Here is a 21,452-nt window from a genome sequence, read left to right as displayed (position 1 = left end):
GTCAACGCTTTGTCCTGACAATTGCTCCGCCGCCCGCGGGAGTCGTGACGTCACCGTCCGCTTTGTCCGGACAACCAGACTTACGCCTTCCGGTGGGCCGTCCCGCGCACTACGCTCCCCCCGTGGCCAAGAATGATCCCGTTGACCTCGAGTTCAGCGTGGACCGCAGCAGTCCGGTCCCGTTGTACTTCCAGCTCGCGCAGCAGCTAGAAGCCGCCATCGAGCGCGGCCGGCTCTCCCCCGGAAGCCTCCTCGGCAACGAGATCGAGCTGGCCGGGCGGCTCGGCCTGTCCCGGCCGACGGTGCGTCAGGCGATCCAGTCGCTCGTCGACAAGGGCCTGCTCGTGCGGCGTCGGGGGATCGGCACCCAGGTCGTGCACAGCCAGGTGCGCCGCCCCCTGGAGCTGAGCAGCCTCTACGACGACCTGGAGGCGGCCGGTCAGCGGCCGGCGACGCGCGTGCTGTGCTACGAGAAGGAGGAGGCCGGTCCCGAGGTCGCGGCCGCGCTGGCCGTGCCCGAGGGCGGGGAGGTGCGACGGCTGGAACGGCTGCGGCTGACTCACGGCGAGCCCATGGCCTATCTGTGCAATCACCTTCCCAGTGACCTGCTGCCGGAGGAGAGCGGCGAGGAGCTGGAGTCCACGGGGCTCTACCGGCTCATGCGCGGTGCGGGCATCACCCTGCACAGTGCGCGGCAGTCCGTGGGGGCGCGAGCGGCCACCGCCGAGGAGGCGAAGCTGCTGGGGGAGGCCGTCGGTGCGCCGCTGCTGACCATGGAGCGCACCACGTTCGACGACACCGGACGGCCGGTGGAGTACGCCTCGCATCTCTACCGCGCCTCGCGCTACTCCTTCGAGTTCCAGCTCCTCGTACGTTCCTGACCTGCGGGTGATGCGCTCCCGGCCCGGCTTCGGGGCCCGGCGGCCGGGCCGGTCGCCGACGCCTCCGAGTATGTTCGGACAAACTGCCGTGGAGAATGTTCGGACAAAGTATTGACGCCCTGCTCCGACCACGGCTAGAACTCCGCTCATGGTCCTTCGGCGTAGAGCACGTAGAGCAACAATGGTGGCGACAGCCCTGACGAGCGCGGCACTCCTCGCCGCCGGCTGCAGCAGCTCCGGCGGAAAGGGTTCCGAGGAGAAGGCGGACGGCGCCGGCGGCGGCAAGGGTGTCAACACTCCACGGATGACGATCGCGATGGTGAGCCACTCCGGGGAGGGCGACACCTTCTGGGACATCGTGCAGAGCGGAGCGAAGGACGCGGCCCGCAAGGACAACGTCCAGTTCGACTACTCGCACGACGACGAGGCGGGGCGGCAGGCGCAGCTCGTGCAGTCGGCCATCGACAAGAAGGTCGACGGTCTGATCGTCACGCTGGCCAAGCCGGACGCGATGAAGGGCGTGCTGAAGAAGGCGGTGAAGGCCGGCATCCCGGTCATCACCATCAACTCCGGCGGTGAGTTCTCCAAAGAGGTGGGCGCGCTCTCCCACATCGGTCAGGACGAGGCGATCGCCGGTGAGGCCGTCGGTGAGGAGCTGAACAAGCGGGACCGGAAGAAGGCCCTGTGCGTGATCCACGAGCAGGGCAACGTCTCCCTGGAAGACCGCTGCGCGGGCGCGAAGAAGACCTTCGACGGTGACATGTCGACACTCAACGTGGACGGCACGAACATGCCGGACGTGCAGTCCTCCGTCGAGGCGAAGCTGCAGTCCGACGCGGACATCGACACCGTCCTCACCCTCGGCGCCCCGTTCGCGGCGACGTCCGCCAAGGCGAAGGAGAAGGCAGGCAGCGACGCGGAGATCGACACGTTCGACCTCAACGCGCAGGTGGTGAAGGGGCTCAAGGACAAGAGCTTCGGCTTCGCCGTCGACCAGCAGCCCTACCTCCAGGGGTACGAGGCCGTCGACGCCCTGTGGCTGCACTCGTACAACGCCAACGAGCTGGGCGGCGGCAAGCCCGTGCTGACCGGTCCGCAGATCGTCACGGACAAGGACGTACCACGGCTGGAGAAGTACACCGAGCGCGGCACCCGGTGACCGGACGCCGCGGGGGGAGTGCCGATACTGGCGCGGGCGTCCGCGCCGGTGCCGGCCACCGCCGCGGCGATCCGGATGCACAGCACCACCCGTACCGAGAGGTCAGCAGCACGTGTCCAGGCTGGAGAGGTTCCGCGGGAACTGCACAGGAGTACGCGCCGGGCGAGCCGCCACGACAGGGCTCCTCGCGGCGGCAGTCTCGCTGGCGGGATGCAGCAGCACCGGCGGCAAGCGGGCGGAGGAGGCGCGCAACGCCGCTGTCGGAGGCGAGGCCGCCGTCGGTACGCCCCGCTGGAAGATCGCGATGGTGAGCCACTCCGGGGAGGGCGACACCTTCTGGGACATCGTGCAGAGCGGAGCGAAGGACGCGGCGCGCAAGGACAACATCGAGTTCCTCTACTCGCACGACAAGGAAGCCGGCCGGCAGGCGCAGCTGGTGAAGGCCGCCGTCGACAACGACGTGGACGGTCTGATCGTCTCCCTGGCCAAGCCGGACGCGATGAAGGGCGTGCTGAAGAAGGCGGTGAAGGCGGGCATCCCCGTCGTCACCGTCAACTCCGGCCAGGACGAGTCCGAGGGGGTCGGCGCCCTCGCCCACATCGGCCAGGACGAGGTGCTGGCCGGTGAGGCGGTCGGCAGGGAGCTCGACGAACGCGGCCGCAAGAAGGCGGTCTGCGTGCTGCACGAGCAGGGCAACGTCGGCCACGAGGAGCGGTGCCGCGGCGTGCGGAAGACCTTCGACGGCAAGGTCCGCAACCTGCACGTCGACGGTACGAACATGCCCGCGGTGGAGTCTTCCCTGGAGGCCGAACTCCAGTCGGACAGCGAGACCGACACCGTGCTCACACTGGGGGCGCCCTTCGCGCCCACCGCCGTGCAGGCCGCCGAGGGGGCGGGCAGCAAGGCGGAGATCGACACCTTCGACCTCAACGACCAGGTGGCCACCGCACTGAAGGACGGCACTCTCGGCTTCGCCGTGGACCAGCAGCCCTACCTCCAGGGCTACGAAGCCGTCGACCTGCTGTGGCTGCACCGCCACAACGCCAACATGCTGGGCGGCGGCAAACCCGTACTGACCGGCCCGCAGATCCTCACGGAGAAGGACGCATCGACCTTGCAGAAGTACACGAAGCGGGGAACGCGATGACGACGGCACCCACACCCACACCCGCCGGCGCACCCGAGGCGGACAGCCGGAACGGGACCGCGAAGACCGACGAGCGCCTGGTGCACCGGTCGGTGCTGAGCCGGCTGCTGGGACGGCCCGAGCTCGGCGCGGTCGTCGGCGCCGTCGCGGTGTTCGTCTTCTTCTCCTTCGCGGCCGAGAGCTTCCTGCGGGCCTCAAGCCTGTCCACGGTGCTCTACGCCTCCTCGACCATCGGGATCATGGCGGTGCCGGTGGCGTTGCTGATGATCGGCGGCGAGTTCGACCTGTCGACGGGCGTGATGGTCACGTCCTCCTCGCTGATCTCGTCGATGTTCAGCTACCAGATGACGGCCAACGTGTGGGCGGGCGTGGGGGTGTCGCTGCTGCTCACGCTCGGCATCGGGTTCTTCAACGGCTATCTGCTCGTACGGACGAAGCTGCCGAGCTTCATCATCACGCTCGGCACGTTCCTGATGCTGACGGGCCTCAACCTGGGCCTGACGAAGCTCATCAGCGGAACCGTCTCCACGAAGGGCATCGGCGACATGGAGGGCTTCGCCTCCGCGCAGGCGCTCTTCGCCTCGGAGCTGTCGGTCGGCTCCGTCCAGATCCAGGTCACCGTGGTGTGGTGGCTGGCACTGGTGGCCGTGGCCACGTGGCTGCTGCTGCGGACCCGCGCCGGCAACTGGATCTTCGCGGTCGGCGGCGGACAGGACACCGCCCGCGCGGTCGGCGTCCCCGTGGCCCGTACGAAGATCGGCCTCTACCTCGGAGTCGCCCTGGGCGCCTGGATATCGGGGCAGCATCTGCTCTTCAACTACGACGTCGTCCAGTCCGGCGAGGGCGTCGGCAACGAGCTGATCTACATCGCCGCCGCAGTCATCGGCGGCTGCCTGCTCACCGGTGGCTACGGATCGGCGGTCGGTGCGGCAGTGGGCGCCTTCATCTTCGGCATGACGAGCAAGGGCATCGTCTACGCGCAGTGGGAGCCCGACTGGTTCAAGTTCTTCCTGGGGGCGATGCTCTTGATCGCGACCCTGCTGAACGCGTGGATACGTAAGCGGGCGGAGGTCAACCGATGACCGCGGAGAAGAACACCGGCACGGACACGGCGAAGCAGGCCGGCGAAGCAGTGGCGGACGCCGCCCCCTTGGTCGAACTGACGGACGTCAGCAAGCTGTACGGCAACATCCGCGCCCTGGAAGACGTCTCACTCCAGGTGCACGCCGGGCAGATCACCTGCGTGCTCGGCGACAACGGCGCGGGCAAGTCCACCCTCATCAAGATCATCGCCGGGCTGCACCAGCACGACTCGGGCAGCTTCCGCATCAACGGGGAGGAGACCAGGCTCGGCTCCCCCCGTGAGGCTCTGGACCGCGGTATCGCCACCGTCTACCAGGACCTCGCGGTCGTCCCGCTGATGCCGGTGTGGCGCAACTTCTTCCTCGGATCCGAGCCGGTCAGGGGCCGCGGCCCCTTCTCCCGGCTCGACGTGCAGCGGATGCGCCGCACGACACACAGCGAACTGCTGCGCATGGGCATCGACCTGCGCGACGTCGACCAGCCCATCGGCACCCTCTCCGGCGGTGAGCGGCAGTGCGTCGCCATCGCCCGCGCCGTGTACTTCGGGGCGAAGGTTCTGGTGCTCGACGAGCCGACGGCGGCGCTGGGCGTCAAGCAGTCGGGCGTCGTGCTGAAGTACGTCGCCGCGGCGCGGGACGCGGGCCTCGGCGTCGTGCTGATCACGCACAACCCGCATCACGCGTACCTCGTGGGGGACCGTTTCGTGCTGCTCAAGCGCGGCGGCATGGCCGGCAGCCACCGCAAGGAGGAACTGGCCCTGGAGGAGCTGACGCGGCAGATGTCCGGCGGCAGCGAGCTGGAGCAGCTCTCCCACGAACTGGAGCGCGCACCGGTACCGCAGCACCTGGAGTGAGCCGTGCGGCACCGCGCCGGGCCGCGGAGCCGCCCGGCGCCGTGCGGCACGGTGCGGCTGTGCGGCGGGACCGCGCGGTAAGGCAGAATCGGCCACGTGGGCGGGGGAGCGTCCACCGTGACCGAGAAGTCAGCAGCCGTGCGAACACGAAAGGCCGCGCCGTGAGCATGTACCGAGATCGCGCGGACCGGGACCGTGTCTACAGGCGCACCGCACCCAGTGCCAGTGTTCTGCGGACCGTCAGCACCCGGGAGCGGCGCTCGCACCTCTCCGCCCCCCGGGTGCCCACCGTCGGTATCGACATCGGCGGGACCAAGGTGATGGCGGGCGTCGTCGACGCCGACGGCAACATCCTGGAGCAGGTACGCACCGAGACCCCCGAGAAGTCCAAGAGCCCCAAAGTCGTCGAGGACACGATCGCCGAACTGGTCCTCGACCTCTCCGACCGGCACGACGTGCACGCCGTCGGCATCGGCGCCGCGGGCTGGGTCGACGCCGACCGCTCCCGCGTCCTCTTCGCGCCGCACCTGGCCTGGCGCGACGAGCCCCTCAAGGACGCCCTCACCGCCCGTCTCGCGGTGCCCGTCATGGTGGACAACGACGCCAACACCGCGGCATGGGGGGAGTGGCGTTTCGGCGCGGGCCGCGGCGAGGACCACCTCGTGATGATCACGCTGGGCACGGGCATCGGCGGGGCCATCCTGGAGGACGGCGGGGTCAAGCGCGGAAAGTACGGCGTGGCCGGCGAGTTCGGCCACATGCAGGTCGTGCCGGGCGGTCACCGCTGCCCCTGCGGCAACCGCGGCTGCTGGGAGCAGTACAGCTCCGGCAACGCCCTGGTCAGGGAGGCACGGGAGCTCGCCGCTGCCGAGTCGCCCGTCGCGTACGGCATCATCGACCGCGTCGACGGCCAGATCGCCGACATCACCGGTCCGCTGATCACCGAGCTCGCCCGCGACGGCGACGCCATGTGCACCGAGCTCCTGCAGGACATCGGCCACTGGCTGGGCGTGGGCATCGCCAATCTGGCCGCCGCACTCGACCCGGGCGGCTTCGTGATCGGCGGCGGCGTCAGCGCCGCCGACGAACTCCTCATCGACCCCGCGCGGGACGCTTTCCGCCGTCATCTGACGGGACGCGGCTACCGGCCGGAGGCCACCATCGCCAAAGCACAGCTCGGGCCCGAGGCAGGCATGGTCGGCGCCGCCGACCTCGCGCGCCTCGTCGCCCGCCGCTTCCGCCGCGCCAACAGGCGCCGCCTGGAGAGGTACGAGCGCTACGAACGCGCTGCCGACAACCTGCGCCGGGCGGTGGGCCAGTGACCACCACGACTTCCCCGACCCCTCAGGACTCCCAGGCCGATTCGCCCATGGACGCAACGCCCGCGAACGTACGCTCCGCTCAGCGGCCGCCGCACCGCCCGAGGCACCGGCTGCTGACGCTCCTCATCGTCGTCCTGCTCATCGCCGTCCCCGGCGGCTACCTGGTCAGATCCGCCTTCCAGAGCCGTGACAGCGGCGAGGACAAGCAGCGCAAGGCGGCCGCCACCAACCTCGCCTACGGCTGGCCGAGCAAGGTCCAGCGCAACGTCTACGACGTGCCGCTGCCGGCGCAGTCCAGCCATCACGCCTTCTACGAGAACAACTCCTGGAAGACCAGCTCCCTCTACGTGCAGTTCCGCACCTCGCAGAAGCGGCTCGGCGACTTCCTGGAGGACGTCGGCACCGACCGCGACGCCCTGCGGAAGGGAGAGGTCACGATCTCGGAGAAGCACGCCGACCACGTCGGCTGGGACTTCGGCGGGGAGGGCCGCGACTGGGCCGGCACGACCTACCGGCAGAAGCAGGGCCGTCCGACCGTGTCGATCACCGTGGACCGTACGTACGAGAGCCGTCCTCGTGTGTATGTCGTGTCCACGGTGAAGTTCTGATGTGCAGAGCGGCGACCCCGGGGCGGAGTCCCGGGAACTCCTGGGTAGCGTGAACACGTGAGCGATGAGCAGAGTGCCCTGATGTTGCAGCACCGCCTGGACGGCCCCGACGACGCGCCAGTGCTCGTACTGGGCCCCGCCCTCGGCACGACCTGGCACATGTGGGACCGCCAGATCCCCGAACTCTCCCGCAACTGGCGTGTCCTGCGCTTCGACCTGCCCGGTCACGGCGGAGCCCCGGCCCACTCCGCCGACTCCGCGAAGAGCCTGGCCGAGCGCCTGCTCGCCACTCTCGACTCGCTCGGCATCAACCGCTTCGGATACGTCGGCTGCTCCATAGGCGGCGCCGTCGGAATCCAGCTCGGCCTGCAGGCACGGGAGCGGGTCTCCTCACTCGCCCTCGTCTCCGCCTCGCCGCGCTTCGGCACCGCCGACGCCTGGCGGCAGCGCGGTGTCGTCGTCCGTACGAACGGGCTCGACCCCATCGCGCGCTCCACCCCGGACCGCTGGTTCACACCCGGCTTCGTCGCGGCGCAGCCGGCGATCGTCGAGTGGGCCGTGCAGATGGTCCGCACGACCGACCCGGGCTGCTACATAGCCGCCTGCGAGGTGCTCGCCGCCTTCGACGTACGCCAGGACCTGGGACGCATCGGCGTGCCGACGCTGGTGATGGCGGGAGCCGAGGACGAGGCCACTCCGCCCGCCGACGCCCGTGCGCTGGTCGCCGGAATACCGGACGCACGGCTCGCGATAGTGCCCGGCGCCTCCCACCTCACGCCCGTCGAGCAGCCCGGCGCCGTCACGGAACTGCTCATCCGGCACTTCACGACCAGCTGGCAGGAGTCGGCCGCCGGGCCGCCGGCGCCCGCCCCGGTCATCGCCCCCACGCCCATGCGCCCCACCGGAGCCATCGCGGAGCTGGAGTCGGCCGCACAGATCGCCGGCCGCGGCGACCCCTACGACGCGGGCATGAAGGTGCGCCGCGAGGTACTCGGCGACGCCCACGTCGACCGGGCCCAAAAGAACGCCGACGCGTTCACACAGGACTTCCAGGACTTCGCCACCCGCTACGCCTGGGGCGAGGTGTGGACCCGGCCGGGTCTCGACCGCCGCACCCGCTCCGTCGTCACGCTGACCGCACTCGTGGCGCGGGGCCACTTCGACGAGCTGACGTTCCACGTCCGGGCGGCACTGCGCAACGGCCTGACCCCTGAGGAGATCAAGGAAGTGCTCCTCCAGACCGCCGTGTACGTCGGCGTTCCCGCCGCCAACTCCGCGTTCGCCGTGGCCCAGGGCGTCATCCGCGAGGAGACCACCCCGGAGGACTGACACCCGCCCCGGCCGGTTCCGGGGCCGTGGGTCACCGCACGGTCCGGCACCGGACCGCGCCACCGCGTCCGGCAGTGCGACGGGCGCAGCCCGGACAGGGGACGTACGGGCACAATGGCCCCATGAAGCTGATCAAGAAGGGCCACGCCTGCGTACGGCTCGAGCAGGACGGGCGCACCCTCGTCATCGACCCCGGTGGCTTCAGCGAGGGAGACGCCGCGGTCGGGGCCGACGCGCTGCTCGTCACCCACGAACACCCCGACCACTTCGACGAGGGGCGGCTGCGGGCCGCCATGGAGGCCAACCCGGCGGCCCGGATCTGGACGCTGCGCGGCGTCGCGGACCAGATCTCCACCGCGTTCCCCGGCAGGGTGCACACCGTCGGAGAAGGCGACACCTTCGACGCGGCCGGATTCGAGGTCGAGGTGCACGGCCAACTGCACGCCGTCATCCACCCCGACATCCCGCGCATCGCCAACTGCGGCTACCTCGTGGACGGTTCGCTCTTCCACCCGGGCGACGCCCTGACCGTGCCGGACCGCTCCGTGGACACCCTGCTGCTGCCGGTCCACGCGCCGTGGAGCAAGGTCTCCGAGGTCATCGACTACGTGCGCGAGGTCGCGCCGCGCCGGGCGATCGACGTCCACGACGGTCTCCTCGCCGACCAGGCCCGCCCCGTCTACGACCGGCTGATCGGCGACCTGGGCGGCGTCGGCCACAGCAGGCTCACCCCCGGCGAGAGTGTCGGTGTCGCGCGGTAGATTCACACGTATGCGTATCGCCACCTGGAACGTCAATTCCGTCAGCGCCCGGCTGCCGAGGCTGTCGGCCTGGCTGGAGTCCGCCCGTCCCGACGTGGTCTGCCTTCAGGAGCTGAAGTGCTCCGCCGAGGCGTTCCCGGCGGAGGAGATCTCGGCCCTGGGCTACGAGTCGCTGGTCAACGGCGACGGCAGGTGGAACGGCGTCGCGGTGCTCTCCCGGGTAGGTCTGAGCGACACCGTCCTCGGCCTGCCCGAGGGCCCGCTCTTCGACGGCGGCGACGAGTCCCGTGCCGCTGCGGCGACCTGCGGCGGCGTGCGGGTCTGGTCGGTCTACGTGCCCAACGGCCGCGAGGTCGGCCACCCGCACTACGCCTACAAGCTGGAGTGGCTGGAGGCGCTGCGGCGTACGGCGCAGAAGGAGGCCCCGGGCCCGATGCCCTACGCGATACTGGGCGACTACAACATCGCGCCGACCGACGACGACGTCTACGACCGGTCCGCCTTCGAGGGCTCGACACACGTGACGGAGCCCGAGCGTGCCGCGCTGAAGGCCCTGCGCGACGTGGGCCTCACTGACGTGCTGCCCCGGCCCCTGAAGTACGACCACCCCTTCACGTACTGGGACTACCGCCAGCTGTGCTTCCCCAAGAACAGGGGCATGCGCATCGACCTGGTGTACGGCAACGCGCCCTTCTCGGCGGCGGTGCGGGACGCCTACGTCGACCGTGAGGAGCGCAAGGGGAAGGGCGCTTCCGACCACGCGCCCGTCGTGGTCGACCTGGAACTCTGACGGACGGACGGACTGCCTGCCTGACGGACTGATCGCCTGTCCCCCGGCCCGACCGTCCGGCCCGACCGTCCGGCCCGACCGTCCGGTCCGGTCCGTGCGGTGCCGGTCTGTGCCGGGCATGTCCGGCGTATCGCCCGAAAGGCAACTGCTCGTTCCTTGTCGGGGGACGCCTGCCTCAATGGCTTGAAATGCCCCGCAGGCACTCTTGCGCTCTCCCGCGTCACGCGCATCAATAGCAACGCGTGAATTGACGAGCTGTCACACCGTGACGCCCCGGGGTGCCGCCTGAGCCGCGGACCGTGCGCATTCCTGGTCGCCACTGCACGCACCGCACCCCCCACACCGCGCTCACGCGCGTCAGACGTGACGCAACGATGCGGTGGTCACGCTATTCCCCCCAACCGGAAGGCAATTCCATGGGACGCAGCAGAACAGCTCTCGGAACGGCACTGGGCACGGCAGCACTGACGGCATGCGCACTGGCCTTCGCCCCGGGCGCGGCGGCGGTCGACCCGACGACGGCCACCGTGACGGCCGACTGCGGAAGCGCCGGAGCGGGCGAGGCCACACTCGTCGCGACGCAGGACGGCACAGCCGCGACGATCACGCTCTCCTCGTCCGCGGTCAAGGCACCCATAGACGTGGCCGCCGGGTCCGTCAGCACCACGCTCACCCTGTCGAAGAACGGCACCGACACGGCGACCTTCACCGGGGAGTCCAACCCGGCGATGTCGGCCGGGGACGACGTCAACTCCGGTCCTCTGGACGGGACGGTCGCCGCCGGGGACGTCATGGAGGCGAAGTCGGTGAAGCTGGTGATCTTCGGGGTCATCACGGTGACCTGCAACGCCACCGCGCCCCAGGCCCCGGGTCCCTTCACCTTCTGAGGCACGGTCACCGTCCGGGCGCCCGGGACCTGAGCGGCTGCCCTGAGCAACTGCCCTGAGCGGCTGCCCTGATCGACCGGGCGAACGTATCCCGGAGCGGAACGGCGGGGCGGCGGCACGCGCCGCCCCGCTCGTCCCTGCGTGGGCACTGTTCCCGGAGCCACTCCTTCGAGTGCTCCCGGGAGCAGTGCTACGGCACCAGCTTCTTCAGCTCCACCGAATCGGCCATCGCCTTCAGCCCCGCGTCGCCCGGGTGCAGATGGTCGCCGCTGTCGTACGCGGGCAGCATCCGCTGCGGCCGTGCCGGATCCCGCACCGCGGCGTCGAAGTCGAGCACGGCGTCGTACACGCCCCCGTTGTCGCGGATGAATTCGTTGACGGCGCTGCGCTTGGCCTCCACCTCCGGTGAGCAGTCCTTGTAGCCCTCACACGGCGTCAGCGTCGCGCCGACGACCCGCAGTCCGCGCTCGCGTGCCCGCTGCGCGAGCGTCTTGAGCCCGGCGACGACATCTTCGGCGGAAGCGCCCCACCGCACATCGTTGATGCCTTCGAAGACGACCACCGTGTGCGCGTTCGTCTGCGCCAGCACGTCGCGTTCCAGCCTGTGCAGGGCGCTGACGCCCCCGGTGTCGTCGCTGACCCCGTCGCCGGGATAGCGGTCGGAGAGGACGCGGTTCGCCGAGATGCCCTGGTTGAGCACGCCGTACCGGGGCACGTCCTGCTGCGCGCGCAGCCGCTCGGAGAGCACGTCGGGCCACCGCCGGTTGGCGTCCTGCGTGGAGCGCACTCCGTCCGTGATGGAGTCGCCGAAGGCGACGACGGAGCCGGGACCGCCCCGTACGTCCACCCCCGTGAGGAACGGCCACGAATCCAACGAGCCCGTGAACGCGCCTCCTTCCTCGTCCTGTGTGCGGTCGCCGCTGCCGGCGCCGCTCACGTAGGAACGCTGGATGGCCGCACTGTGCACGGGCGCCGCGGCCACGGGTCCCGGCAGGTGGATGCTCACCAGCAGATCGGCACCGGGCGGCACGACGAAACCCACGGGGTCGCTGACCGCCTGCGCACCGGCAGGCATCACGACATTGTCCCGCCCGTCGAACCGCAGCGGCACGGGGCGCCCGCGCCCGGTGGCGCCCTCGTCCCGTACGACGACGGAGGCGCTTCCGATCTCCACCGGTGCGGAGGCGAAGGTGTTGGCCAGCCGGATGCGGGCCCGCGATCCGCCCGCGGAGCTGTGCACCACCAGCCGCAGCGTCTGGTCCTGCCACGGTCCGACGGCGGTGTAGCCGGCGCTGCTCGCCGACCAGCTGCCCGTCCACGAAGACTCCTCCCGGCGTACCGATGCGGCGAAGACGTGCAGGTCCGACTGCGGGCCCGCATCGGCGGGAAGCGTCACGGAGCGGATCTGGCGGCCGGGTGCGGCCGGCACCGTCACGGCGTAAATGCGGGCCTTCTCGGCGAGCTGCCCGCCCGCGCGGGTGTTCACGTGCGGCAGGGCGACGGCCTTCGTGGCGAGCGGACCGGTGCGCCAGTCCGGGGCCGTGAGGGTGTAGGTGCTGCTGGTGCCGTCCCAGTAGTGCACGGTTCCGCTGCCGGTCACGTCCCCGCCCGGCCCGCCGTCGGCGGAGGTCCCCGCCACCAGGAAGGAGACGGCGTTGCCGGCGCCCCGCACCCGTACGTGCTGCCCGTCGGCGCGTACGTTGTCGGGGCTGCCGGGACGGGTGCGGGGCCACTGCAGCGAGGCGGAGTCGAGGTCGAGCCGGCGGCCGGCGTGCCAGCCGGCTGCGTGCAGGTCCTGCGCGGAGAGGGAGTTGCCCGCTCCGTCGAAGTCGGCTTCACCGGGGCGTGCGTCGTCGCTGACGGCCCGGTTGTCGAAGAGCCGCTCCAGAGGGAGCGGCTCGGTGGACGTGGTGCGGTCTTCTGCCACGGCGACCGCGGGTAGGCCCGCGACGCTCAGCAGGATCATGAGGGGGACACTCCACAGACGTCTGCGCACGCGGACTCGTCCTCTCTGGCGTCTTGTGTTTCCGGCTCCAACACCCTTTCGTCGCGCCCTGATTCGACCCAGGCCCGGTGAAGGTAGAGAGGCGGCAAAGGGTCGTCAAGGTGTCCAGTCGGACACACGCCGTTTTTTCCGCACCCCTGCCCGTGCACAGCGTGCCTGTGGTGCTCGCACATCCGGGGATGCCACCCTGACCCGTATGAACATCCCCTTCCTGGACAACTGGCGTAAGAGGCACGGTGCGGCACCGGGCACGCCCGACTCCGACGCGGTGTCCAGCGACCCCGAGGGCGTTGCGCAGCTGCTCTCGGAGTGCGAGCTGCTGCGGAACCAGGCGGAGAGGGCGGGGGTCCAACTCGACGACACGGCCGAGTCGTTGGCCGCACTGGACCAGCTGCTGCCGCGCTGGCGGGACGATCCGGAGGTCTCACCGTGGCTCGGCAGCGACGCCGGCCTCTACCTGGGCACCGTCATCGTCCGTACGGTGCCGGGTGCGGCCTGGTGGTTCCGCCCGGACGGCGAGCCGGTGGTGCAACTGCCCTCGGGCAGGCAGCTGGACGCGTTGGAGGAAGGCGCCTCCTGGGCGGAGACGGGCACACCGGAGCTGTCGCAGCTGTACGCGGAGTTCTCCGAGCGGTGAGCGTCAGGAGGGCGTGGTGGGCGAGCTGGTGGCGGCGCGGGTGACGTCGGCGACCAGTTCGACCACGTCCGGCCCGTACGCCTGGGAATTGACCACCCGCAGCAGCACGCAGAAGTCACCCCGCGTCCCGTACTTGCGCATCAGCCGTGTGTGGTGCCGGGCGAGGTAGCGGGCCGCCGCCTGATTGGTTATCGACCGCTGGCCGCAGAAGAGGAAGACGGGGCGCGTGTCCGCGTTCTGCCCGGCGGTGAGACGCGCGAGCAGTACGTGCTCGCGGGTGCCGCGCTCCATCAGATGACGCTCGCCGCCCACCGTGAAGGCGGCCTGGTCGGGGCCGCGTTCCGCGTCCGTGTTGATGCTGACACCGGGCAGCAGCGACTGCAGGTGGGCGGCCATGCGCTGGTTCGAGACCGGGCCGCCCATGCAGAACTCGGTGCGCTCGCCGAAGCCCTGCTGCGCGGCGTCGTGCGGTACGACGTCCGGTCGCGCGCCGCAGTCCTTGACCAGTGCGGAGAGCTCCAGGAGGGCGAAGACGTCGTTGCGGGCGACGGCCCACTCGCTCGTCGCCGGGTCGCGGTTGACCACGAGCATGCACTCGGAGTGGTGCGGAAGGCCGAAGAAGCGCTGCTTGCGGCGGAGACTGCGCCGCCACAGGTACGTACGGGCGAACCAGCCCAAGGCGGTCGTGATGCCCGCCGCCAGCACGCCGAGCACTATCTCCCGGAGGTTGTCCGTCATGGGGCGGCAGCGTACATCCGCGACCGATCCGGTCGTACGGGTACGTCCGGGGGACCCCGGGGGACCCCGGGGGACCGCGCGGGGGCGAAGGCCGTACCGGTGCTGACGTGCACACGTCCGGGGGCTAGTCTTCGCTGACCAATCCCGTCAGGAGGTGTCCATGCGGCGCATGACCAACCGCCGTTCCGCCAGACTGCTCGCCCTGATCACCGCGACTGCGGCCATCGGCACAGTGGGTGCCGTTCTCGCGCCGGCCGGAGCCGGGACGACGGACGGCTCGGCGCAGCCGAAGAAGGAGCCGGTGGCCGTCGGCCACGGCGGCGCCGTCTCCAGCGTGGACCCCGACGCGTCGGCGGCCGGAATCAAGGTGCTCAAGCAGGGCGGCAACGCCGTGGACGCCGCTGTCGCGACCGCGGCCGCGCTCGGTGTCACCGAGCCGTACTCGGCGGGCGTCGGCGGAGGCGGCTACTTCGTCTCCTACGACGCGAAGAGCGGCGAGGTCCGCACGCTCGACGGCCGGGAGACCGCTCCCATGAGCGCGGACGAGAAGCTCTTCCAGGAGGACGGCAAGGCGCTGCCGTTCGACGAGGTCGTCACCAGCGGACTGAGCGTGGGTACCCCCGGCACCCCCGCCACCTGGGAGAAGGCCCTGGACAAGTGGGGCACGAAGTCGCTCCGCAACGTGCTCACGCCTGCCGAACGGCTCGCCCGCAAGGGCTTCGAGGTGGATGAGACCTTCCGGCAGCAGACAGCCGACAACGAGGAACGCTTCCGCAACTTCCCGGACACGGTCGATCTGTTCATGCCGGGCGGCGAGCTGCCCGAGGTCGGCTCGACCATGCGCAACCCGGACCTGGCACGCACCTACAGGACGATGGGCCGCGACGGGGCCGGCGCGCTCTACGACGGACCGGTCGCCGACGACATCGTCGACACCGTCCGGAAGCCGCCGGCCGGCAAGGACGCGGAGAAGAAGATCCGCGGCGGCGACCTCACGGCGAAGGACCTGAGCGCGTACGAGGTCAAGAAGCAGGCCCCGTCCCGCACGGAGTACCGCGGCCTCGACGTGTTCGGCATGGCGCCCTCCTCGTCCGGCGGCACGACCGTGGGCGAGGCGCTGAACATCCTCGAACGCGGCGACCTGGGAGAGCTGAGCAAGAAGGAACTGCTGCACCGCTACATCGAGGCCAGCCGCGTCGCGTTCGCCGACCGCGGGCGCTGGGTCGGCGACCCCGCGGCGGAGGACGTGCCGACCGAGGAGCTGCTCTCGCAGCGCTTCGCCGACTCCCGTGCCTGCCTGATCAAGGACGACGAGGTTCTGAAGAGCCCCGTCGCGCCGGGCGACCCGCGCGATCCGTCCGACTGCGGCAGCGGCGACAAGGCCACGCCCACGCCGTACGAGGGTGAGAGCACCACGCACCTGACGACGGCCGACAAGTGGGGCAACGTCGTCGCCTACACCCTGACCATCGAGCAGACCGGCGGCAGCGGCATCACCGTCCCCGGCCGCGGCTTCCTGCTCAACAACGAACTGACCGACTTCTCCTTCGAGCCGGTCGACCCGGACGTCCACGACCCGAACCTCCCCGGTCCGGGCAAGCGGCCCCGCTCGTCCATGTCGCCGACGATCGTCCTGGACGAGGGCAAGCCCGCCTTCGCCCTCGGCTCGCCCGGCGGCGCGACCATCATCACGACCGTGCTGCAGACCATGATCAACCACGTGGACCGCGGCATGCCGCTGGACAAGGCGCTGAACGCGCCGCGCGCCAGCCAGCGCAACGCCGCGAAGACCGAGATCGAGCCGAAGCTCTACGACAGCGACGTGCGGCCCGAACTGGAGGAACTGGGCCACGCGTTCACCAAGATCCCGGAGCTCGGCGCGGCGACGGCGGTGCAGCCGCTGCCGGACGGACGCTGGCTCGCGGCGGCGGAGAAGGAACGCCGCGGCGGAGGCTCGGCGATGGTGGTACGTCCCGGAAAGAAGTAACCGGGCGGCACGCGAGGGTTGTACGGGCGTGTGAGCCGGGCGGAAAAACGCCCGTAGCGCAGCCGTAACACCTGCCGTAACACGGCGGGTGTCCAATGCGGGCATGGCAGATCCGCCCGCACCGGCCGCCGCCCGGCAACCCTCGCAACGTCCCCCGGTCCCGGATGAGTTGCGGGCCTACGCCTCCGAACTGCGTCAGCTCGCGCAGCGCCTCGACCCCGACGGGGGCTGGTACGCGGTCTTCGCCGCGCACGACCCCGAAGGGCTGAGCGACTGCCTGACCGGCCGCGAGATGCCTCCCTGGGACGTCGTCGCCTCCCTGCTGGCGGACGTGGCACAGCAGTACGGGCACCGGGCGGCCGACCGGACCGAGCAGCGCCTGCGTTCCCTCCACCGGGCGGCCGTCGCGGCGTGCGACGGCCGGGCCGGCGGCGCGGATGCTCTCCGTGACCAGCTCGCCGCCGTCGAGCTGGAGCGGCGGCGCGCGGCGGCCGGCGTCCGCGAGCTCCACGCGGCCCTGGCCGAGCCCTCGCCGCCCGGCGCCGCCCATGGCGCGATCACCGGCACCGACCTGGAACGGGCCCGCGACTGGCTGGCCCGCCTCGACTCCCGTCGCGGTGAACTCACCGCGCGCATCGATGCGTTGAGTGCCGGGCCGACCGGGCCGACCGGGCCGACCGGGCCGACCGGGTCGGCGGTTCCGGCCGGTGAGGACGCCGCCGCTCCCGTCAGGAAACGGGAACGCAGAGGCGGTTCCCGTTTCGCGGGCGGGGCCGACTATGCCGGGGAGACGAGCGCGCCGCCCGCCTCCCTCGTCCCGCCCGGTGCTCCCGCGACCGGCCCGCGCGGTGCGCGCTTCGCCGGAGCGGTACGGGACCAGCCGGAGGCGCCCGTATTTCCCGCCCCCGGCGCCCGGGAACTCGCCGACGCGAGAGCGCTCGCGGGCCGGACCGTGGCGGAGCTCGGCCGCCTCCGCGGCGCGGACCGCGGCGGAGAGGCGCACGGACTCCTCAGCGCCGCCGCCGGCCGGTCCGCGATCCGACTCGCGGTGCTGGTGGAGGAGTTGCAGCAGGCGGGCCTGAGCGCCGACGCGGGCATCCTGCTGTGGGAGGCCGCCGCACTGCCGCCCGCCGGCTTCGCCGCGGCGGCGGACGCGCTCTGCTCGGTGGGCCGCTGCGAGGACAGCGTGCGGCTGCTGCGGCAGGGCGTCTCCCGGCCGCTGCCGGAGATCGCGGAGACGGCGGTACTGCTGCACCGGGCCGGACGGGCCGCGCAGGCCGCCCAGTTGCTCGCCGCGGTGATCCGCTCCCGTACGCCCTCGGAAGCCGCGTCGCTGGCACGTGCCGAGCCGGGCGTGCTCGTCGGCGCGCTGCTGGAGGCCGCCGCCGGCCTCTCGCCACAGCACCACCGCTCGGTCGCGAACGCGATGCGGGGGATCGGCCTGCCCGGAGTTCCGGGGCCGTTCTGACCGGCCCGCGCAGGCCGGGCGCTCTTGACACCGTCCGGAAACAAGATCGATCGGGCGACCTAACGTCGATGCCCTTGCCACCGTGCGTGACGCAACCTACGGTCACATTCTCACGTGGATCTACGCGTGTCGCATAGCCCTGACCTCCCTGCCAAAGGAGCTGCTCATGACCGATGTTGTGCGCGCCGCACTCGTACAGGCGACGTGGACCGGCGACACCGAGTCGATGATCGCGAAGCATGAGCAGCACGCACGCGAAGCGGCCAGGCAGGGAGCCCGCGTGATCGGCTTCCAAGAGGTCTTCAACGCCCCGTACTTCTGCCAGGTCCAGGACGCCGAGCACTACAAGTGGGCGGAGTCCGTGCCGGACGGGCCGACGGTGCAGCGGATGCAGGAGCTGGCGCGGGAGACCGGCATGGTGATCGTCGTGCCCGTCTTCGAGAAGGAGCAGTCGGGCTTCTACTTCAACACCGCCGCCGTCATCGACGCCGACGGCACCTTCCTGGGCAAGTACCGCAAGCACCACATCCCCCAGGTCAAGGGATTCTGGGAGAAGTTCTACTTCAAGCCGGGGAACCTGGGGTGGCCGGTCTTCGACACGGCCGTCGGCAAGGTCGGCGTCTACATCTGCTACGACCGGCACTTCCCGGAGGGCTGGCGCGCCCTCGGCCTGGCCGGGGCCCACCTCGTCTACAACCCCTCGGCCACCCACCGCGGTCTCTCCTCCTACCTCTGGCAGCTCGAACAGCCCGCGGCAGCCGTGGCCAACGAGTACTTCGTCGCGGCCATCAACCGCGTCGGCCAGGAGGAGTACGGCGACAACGACTTCTACGGCACGAGCTACTTCGTCGACCCGCGCGGCCAGTTCGTCGGTGACGTCGCGAGCGACAAGGAAGAGGAACTCCTCGTCCGGGACCTGGACTTCGGCATGATCGACGAAGTGCGCGAGCAGTGGGCCTTCTACCGCGACCGCCGCCCCGACGCGTACGACGGGCTGGTGCAGCCCTGATGACCACCGCGGACCACGATCCGGCGGGTTCACCGAGGATGCTCCACGCCCGCCACCGTGCCGTACTGCCCGACTGGCTGGCGCTCTACTACGACGAACCGATCGAGATCACCCACGGCGAGGGCAGGCACGTCTGGGACAGCGAGGGCAACCGCTACCTCGACTTCTTCGGCGGCATCCTCACCACCATGACGGCACACGCGCTGCCCGAGGTGACCAAGGCCGTCAGCGAGCAGGCACAGCGCATCCTGCACACCTCCAGCCTCTATCTGGACCGCCCCATGGTGGAGTTGGCGGAGCGGATCGCGGCGGTCTCCGGCATCCCCGACGCCCGCGTCTTCTTCACCACGTCCGGGACGGAGGCCAACGACACCGCCCTGCTGCTGGCCACCACCCACCGCCGCTCGAACCAGATCGTGGCGCTCCGCAACAGCTACCACGGGCGGTCGTTCTCGGCGATCGGCGTCACCGGGAACCGGTCCTGGTCCCCGACGTCCCTCTCGCCGCTCCAGACGCTGTACGTGCACGGCGGCGTGCGGACCCGGGGCCCCTTCGCCGAACTGGACGACGCCGCGTTCATCGAGGCCTGCACCGAGGACCTGACCGACATGCTCGGCCAGGCCGGGGGCGACGTGGCCGCTCTGATCGCCGAACCGGTGCAGGGCGTGGGCGGGTTCACCTCCGGCCCCGACGGGCTCCTCGCCGCCTACCGTGAAGTGCTGCGCGAGCGCGGCATCCTGTGGATCAGCGACGAGGTGCAGACGGGCTGGGGCCGTACCGGCGAGCACTTCTGGGGCTGGCAGGCGCACGCCCAGGCGGGGCCGCCCGACATCCTCACCTTCGCCAAGGGCATCGGCAACGGCATGTCCATCGGGGGCGTCGTCGCCCGCGCCGAGGTCATGAACTGCCTCGCGGCGAACTCGATCTCCACCTTCGGCGGCAGTCCCGTCACCATGGCCGCCGGCAACGCCAACCTCAACTACCTGCTGGAGCACGACCTTCAGGGCAACGCCCGTCGCGTCGGCGGGCTGCTGCTGGAGCGGCTGCGCGCCGCGGCCGCCGGATCGGTCATCGTGCGTGAGGTGCGCGGCCGGGGTCTGATGGCCGGCGTCGAACTCGCACGGCCCGGCACCGGCGAGCCGTGGCCGGAGGCGGCTTCGCTCGTGCTGGAGCTGGCCCGCGAGCGGGGCCTGCTCGTCGGCAAGGGAGGCGGCCACTCCACCAGCAGCGTGCTGCGGGTGGCGCCGCCCCTGACCCTGACCGTCGCGGAGGCGGAAGAGGGCGCCGAGATCCTGGAGCACGCGTTGCGCACGGCAGACACTCAGCTGGGAGGGAAGAACTCGCAATGACGCACACCCGTACGGCAGTTCGCGGCGGACTCGTGATCACGGCAGCCGACGAGACACACGCCGACGTTCTCATCGAGGACGGCCGCATCGTCGCCGTCGCCGCCACCGGCAGCACCGTCGCCGAGAGCTGGAACGCGGAACGCACGATCGACGCCACCGGCAAGTACGTCGTCCCGGGCGGGGTCGACGCGCACACCCACATGGACTTCCCCTTCGGAGGCACCTTCTCCTCCGACGACTTCGAGTCGGGCACCCGGGCAGCGGCGTGGGGCGGCACGACCACCATCGTCGACTTCGCCGTGCAGACCAAGGGCCACGCACTCCGCGAGGGGCTGGACCGCTGGCACGCCAAGGCCGACGCCCAGTGCGCCATCGACTACGCCTTCCACATGATCCTCTCCGACGTCAACGAGGGCACCCTGAAGGAGATGGACATACTGGTGGAGGAGGGCATCACCTCCTTCAAGATGTTCATGGCCTACCCGGGCGTCTTCTACAGCGACGACGGTCAGATCCTGCGCGCCATGCAGCGCACCGCCGCCAACGGCGGCCTGACGATGATGCACGCGGAGAACGGCATCGCCATCGACGTCCTCGTCGAACAGGCCCTGGCCGCAGGCCGTACCGACCCCCGCTACCACGGCGAGGTGCGCAAGGCGCTGCTGGAGGCCGAGGCCACGCACCGCGCCGTCCAGCTCGCCCGGGTGGCGGGCTCACCGCTCTACGTCGTGCACGTCTCCGCGGAGGAGGCCGTCGCCGAGCTGGCGACCGCACGCGACAAGGGCCTTCCGGTCTTCGGGGAGACCTGCCCGCAGTACCTCTTCCTCTCCACCGACAACCTCGCCGAGCCCGACTTCGGCGGCGCCAAGTACGTCTGCTCCACCCCGCTGCGGCCCAAGGAGCACCAGGCGGCGCTGTGGCGGGGCCTGCGCACCGACGACCTGCAGGTGGTGTCCACCGACCACTGCCCGTTCTGCTTCGTCGGCCAGAAGGAGCTGGGCCGGGGCGACTTCTCGAAGATCCCCAACGGGATGCCGGGAGTGGAGCACCGCATGGACCTGCTCCACCAGGCCGTCCTCGACGGCCACATCTCGCGGCGCCGCTGGATCGAGCTGGCCTGCGCCAGTCCGGCGCGCATGTTCGGGCTCTACCCCAAGAAGGGGACCCTGCAGCCCGGTTCGGACGCCGACGTCGTCATCTACGACCCGGACGCGCAGCAGACCCTGTCCGCCGAGACGCACCACATGAACGTCGACTACTCGGCGTACGAGGGCAAGCAGATCACCGGGCAGGTCGAGACGGTGCTCTCACGGGGCGAGACCGTCATCGACCGCCGCACGTACGCGGGACGGGCGGGGCACGGCCAGTACACGCCCCGCGGTCTGTGCCAACTCCTGGACTGAGCACGGCAGTCGGACAACAAAACACCGAAAGGACCT

At 70.8% G+C, this 21,452-nt stretch carries 19 protein-coding genes; 17 read left to right on the top strand and 2 right to left on the bottom strand.

All coding sequences use genetic code 11. The features are described 5' to 3' along the window. Window positions 1-158: 158 nt before the first annotated feature. The 11 genes from ACFPA8_RS19300 (at window position 159) to ACFPA8_RS19250 (ending at window position 10,820) form a co-directional block, all read left to right on the top strand. Window positions 159-881: a GntR family transcriptional regulator gene (locus ACFPA8_RS19300; RefSeq protein ID WP_386450472.1), complete on the top strand. Its 723-nt coding sequence runs from the start codon at window positions 159-161 to the stop codon at window positions 879-881. A gap of 181 nt (window positions 882-1,062) precedes the next feature. Beyond that, on the top strand, window positions 1,063-2,040 hold the full coding sequence (locus ACFPA8_RS19295; protein ID WP_386450149.1) for a sugar ABC transporter substrate-binding protein: 978 nt from the start codon (window positions 1,063-1,065) through the stop codon (window positions 2,038-2,040). Between the two features lie 202 nt (window positions 2,041-2,242). After that, the gene (locus ACFPA8_RS19290) at window positions 2,243-3,187 is read left to right on the top strand and encodes a sugar ABC transporter substrate-binding protein (RefSeq protein ID WP_386450470.1); all 945 of its coding nucleotides are present in this window, start codon (window positions 2,243-2,245) and stop codon (window positions 3,185-3,187) included. Continuing rightward, window positions 3,184-4,269, top strand: a complete 1,086-nt coding sequence (locus ACFPA8_RS19285) for an ABC transporter permease (protein ID WP_386450147.1) — start codon at window positions 3,184-3,186, stop codon at window positions 4,267-4,269. Before ACFPA8_RS19290 ends, ACFPA8_RS19285 begins: the two co-directional genes overlap by 4 nt. Continuing rightward, window positions 4,266-5,123: an ATP-binding cassette domain-containing protein gene (locus ACFPA8_RS19280; RefSeq protein ID WP_386450145.1), complete on the top strand. Its 858-nt coding sequence runs from the start codon at window positions 4,266-4,268 to the stop codon at window positions 5,121-5,123. The genes ACFPA8_RS19285 and ACFPA8_RS19280 overlap by 4 nt, the downstream gene beginning before the upstream one ends. 161 nt (window positions 5,124-5,284) lie before the next feature. Beyond that, window positions 5,285-6,445, top strand: a complete 1,161-nt coding sequence (locus ACFPA8_RS19275) for an ROK family glucokinase (protein WP_386450143.1) — start codon at window positions 5,285-5,287, stop codon at window positions 6,443-6,445. Further along, entirely contained in the window at window positions 6,442-7,053 is a 612-nt protein-coding gene (locus ACFPA8_RS19270; protein ID WP_386450141.1) for a hypothetical protein, read from the top strand. Before ACFPA8_RS19275 ends, ACFPA8_RS19270 begins: the two co-directional genes overlap by 4 nt. 81 nt (window positions 7,054-7,134) lie before the next feature. Beyond that, window positions 7,135-8,382 carry a bifunctional 3-oxoadipate enol-lactonase/4-carboxymuconolactone decarboxylase PcaDC gene (gene pcaDC, locus ACFPA8_RS19265; RefSeq protein WP_386450468.1) on the top strand — a complete coding sequence of 416 codons (1,248 nt, stop codon included), beginning with the start codon at window positions 7,135-7,137 and terminating at the stop codon, window positions 8,380-8,382. Between the two features lie 122 nt (window positions 8,383-8,504). After that, window positions 8,505-9,143 carry an MBL fold metallo-hydrolase gene (locus tag ACFPA8_RS19260; RefSeq protein WP_386450139.1) on the top strand — a complete coding sequence of 213 codons (639 nt, stop codon included), beginning with the start codon at window positions 8,505-8,507 and terminating at the stop codon, window positions 9,141-9,143. Between the two features lie 10 nt (window positions 9,144-9,153). After that, on the top strand, window positions 9,154-9,933 hold the full coding sequence (locus ACFPA8_RS19255; RefSeq protein WP_386450137.1) for an exodeoxyribonuclease III: 780 nt from the start codon (window positions 9,154-9,156) through the stop codon (window positions 9,931-9,933). Between the two features lie 416 nt (window positions 9,934-10,349). Further along, entirely contained in the window at window positions 10,350-10,820 is a 471-nt protein-coding gene (locus tag ACFPA8_RS19250; protein WP_386450135.1) for a hypothetical protein, read from the top strand. 190 nt (window positions 10,821-11,010) lie between these two features. Here the strand turns inward: ACFPA8_RS19250 and ACFPA8_RS19245 are convergent, their stop codons facing one another. Next, on the bottom strand, window positions 11,011-12,786 hold the full coding sequence (locus tag ACFPA8_RS19245; protein WP_386450133.1) for an SGNH/GDSL hydrolase family protein: 1,776 nt from the start codon (window positions 12,784-12,786) through the stop codon (window positions 11,011-11,013). 235 nt (window positions 12,787-13,021) lie between these two features. Here ACFPA8_RS19245 and ACFPA8_RS19240 point away from each other — a divergent pair, with 235 nt between their 5' ends. Beyond that, window positions 13,022-13,462 carry a DUF6278 family protein gene (locus tag ACFPA8_RS19240; protein ID WP_386450131.1) on the top strand — a complete coding sequence of 147 codons (441 nt, stop codon included), beginning with the start codon at window positions 13,022-13,024 and terminating at the stop codon, window positions 13,460-13,462. 3 nt (window positions 13,463-13,465) lie between these two features. Here ACFPA8_RS19240 and ACFPA8_RS19235 read toward each other — a convergent pair whose 3' ends face one another. Next, entirely contained in the window at window positions 13,466-14,200 is a 735-nt protein-coding gene (locus ACFPA8_RS19235; protein ID WP_386450129.1) for a hypothetical protein, read from the bottom strand. A gap of 160 nt (window positions 14,201-14,360) precedes the next feature. On the opposite strand from ACFPA8_RS19235, the gene ggt reads away from it, so the two are divergent. From ggt to hydA, 5 genes are all read left to right on the top strand, one after another. Next, entirely contained in the window at window positions 14,361-16,187 is a 1,827-nt protein-coding gene (gene ggt / locus ACFPA8_RS19230; RefSeq protein WP_386450127.1) for a gamma-glutamyltransferase, read from the top strand. A 103-nt stretch (window positions 16,188-16,290) separates the two neighbouring features. Beyond that, on the top strand, window positions 16,291-17,655 hold the full coding sequence (locus ACFPA8_RS19225) for a hypothetical protein (RefSeq protein ID WP_386450125.1): 1,365 nt from the start codon (window positions 16,291-16,293) through the stop codon (window positions 17,653-17,655). Between the two features lie 166 nt (window positions 17,656-17,821). Further along, window positions 17,822-18,664, top strand: coding sequence for a nitrilase-related carbon-nitrogen hydrolase (locus ACFPA8_RS19220; RefSeq protein WP_386450123.1), 843 nt, complete (start codon window positions 17,822-17,824; stop codon window positions 18,662-18,664). Next, complete coding sequence (locus ACFPA8_RS19215) at window positions 18,664-20,013, top strand: aspartate aminotransferase family protein (RefSeq protein ID WP_386450121.1); 1,350 nt, start codon at window positions 18,664-18,666, stop codon at window positions 20,011-20,013. Before ACFPA8_RS19220 ends, ACFPA8_RS19215 begins: the two co-directional genes overlap by 1 nt. Then, window positions 20,010-21,416 carry a dihydropyrimidinase gene (gene hydA, locus ACFPA8_RS19210; RefSeq protein WP_386450119.1) on the top strand — a complete coding sequence of 469 codons (1,407 nt, stop codon included), beginning with the start codon at window positions 20,010-20,012 and terminating at the stop codon, window positions 21,414-21,416. The genes ACFPA8_RS19215 and hydA overlap by 4 nt, the downstream gene beginning before the upstream one ends. Window positions 21,417-21,452: the final 36 nt, after the last annotated feature.

This window comes from Streptomyces ovatisporus, assembly GCF_042653885.1.
Taxonomy (GTDB): Bacteria; Actinomycetota; Actinomycetes; order Streptomycetales; family Streptomycetaceae; genus Streptomyces; species Streptomyces ovatisporus.
This window is presented reverse-complemented; position numbering and strand designations above follow the sequence as displayed.

Bases quoted from the DNA above. Each gene is read 5' to 3' on its own strand.
- ACFPA8_RS19295 (WP_386450149.1), top strand. From the start codon at position 1,063: ATGGTGGCGACAGCCCTGACGAGCGCGGCACTCCTCGCCGCCGGCTGC.
- ACFPA8_RS19285 (WP_386450147.1), top strand. From the start codon at position 3,184: ATGACGACGGCACCCACACCCACACCCGCCGGCGCACCCGAGGCGGAC.
- ACFPA8_RS19280 (WP_386450145.1), top strand. From the start codon at position 4,266: ATGACCGCGGAGAAGAACACCGGCACGGACACGGCGAAGCAGGCCGGC.
- pcaDC (WP_386450468.1), top strand. From the start codon at position 7,135: ATGTTGCAGCACCGCCTGGACGGCCCCGACGACGCGCCAGTGCTCGTA.
- ACFPA8_RS19260 (WP_386450139.1), top strand. From the start codon at position 8,505: ATGAAGCTGATCAAGAAGGGCCACGCCTGCGTACGGCTCGAGCAGGAC.
- ACFPA8_RS19255 (WP_386450137.1), top strand. From the start codon at position 9,154: ATGCGTATCGCCACCTGGAACGTCAATTCCGTCAGCGCCCGGCTGCCG.
- ACFPA8_RS19250 (WP_386450135.1), top strand. From the start codon at position 10,350: ATGGGACGCAGCAGAACAGCTCTCGGAACGGCACTGGGCACGGCAGCA.
- ACFPA8_RS19245 (WP_386450133.1), bottom strand. From the start codon at position 12,786: ATGATCCTGCTGAGCGTCGCGGGCCTACCCGCGGTCGCCGTGGCAGAA.
- ACFPA8_RS19240 (WP_386450131.1), top strand. From the start codon at position 13,022: ATGAACATCCCCTTCCTGGACAACTGGCGTAAGAGGCACGGTGCGGCA.
- ACFPA8_RS19235 (WP_386450129.1), bottom strand. From the start codon at position 14,200: ATGACGGACAACCTCCGGGAGATAGTGCTCGGCGTGCTGGCGGCGGGC.
- ggt (WP_386450127.1), top strand. From the start codon at position 14,361: ATGCGGCGCATGACCAACCGCCGTTCCGCCAGACTGCTCGCCCTGATC.
- ACFPA8_RS19225 (WP_386450125.1), top strand. From the start codon at position 16,291: ATGGCAGATCCGCCCGCACCGGCCGCCGCCCGGCAACCCTCGCAACGT.
- ACFPA8_RS19220 (WP_386450123.1), top strand. From the start codon at position 17,822: ATGACCGATGTTGTGCGCGCCGCACTCGTACAGGCGACGTGGACCGGC.
- ACFPA8_RS19215 (WP_386450121.1), top strand. From the start codon at position 18,664: ATGACCACCGCGGACCACGATCCGGCGGGTTCACCGAGGATGCTCCAC.
- hydA (WP_386450119.1), top strand. From the start codon at position 20,010: ATGACGCACACCCGTACGGCAGTTCGCGGCGGACTCGTGATCACGGCA.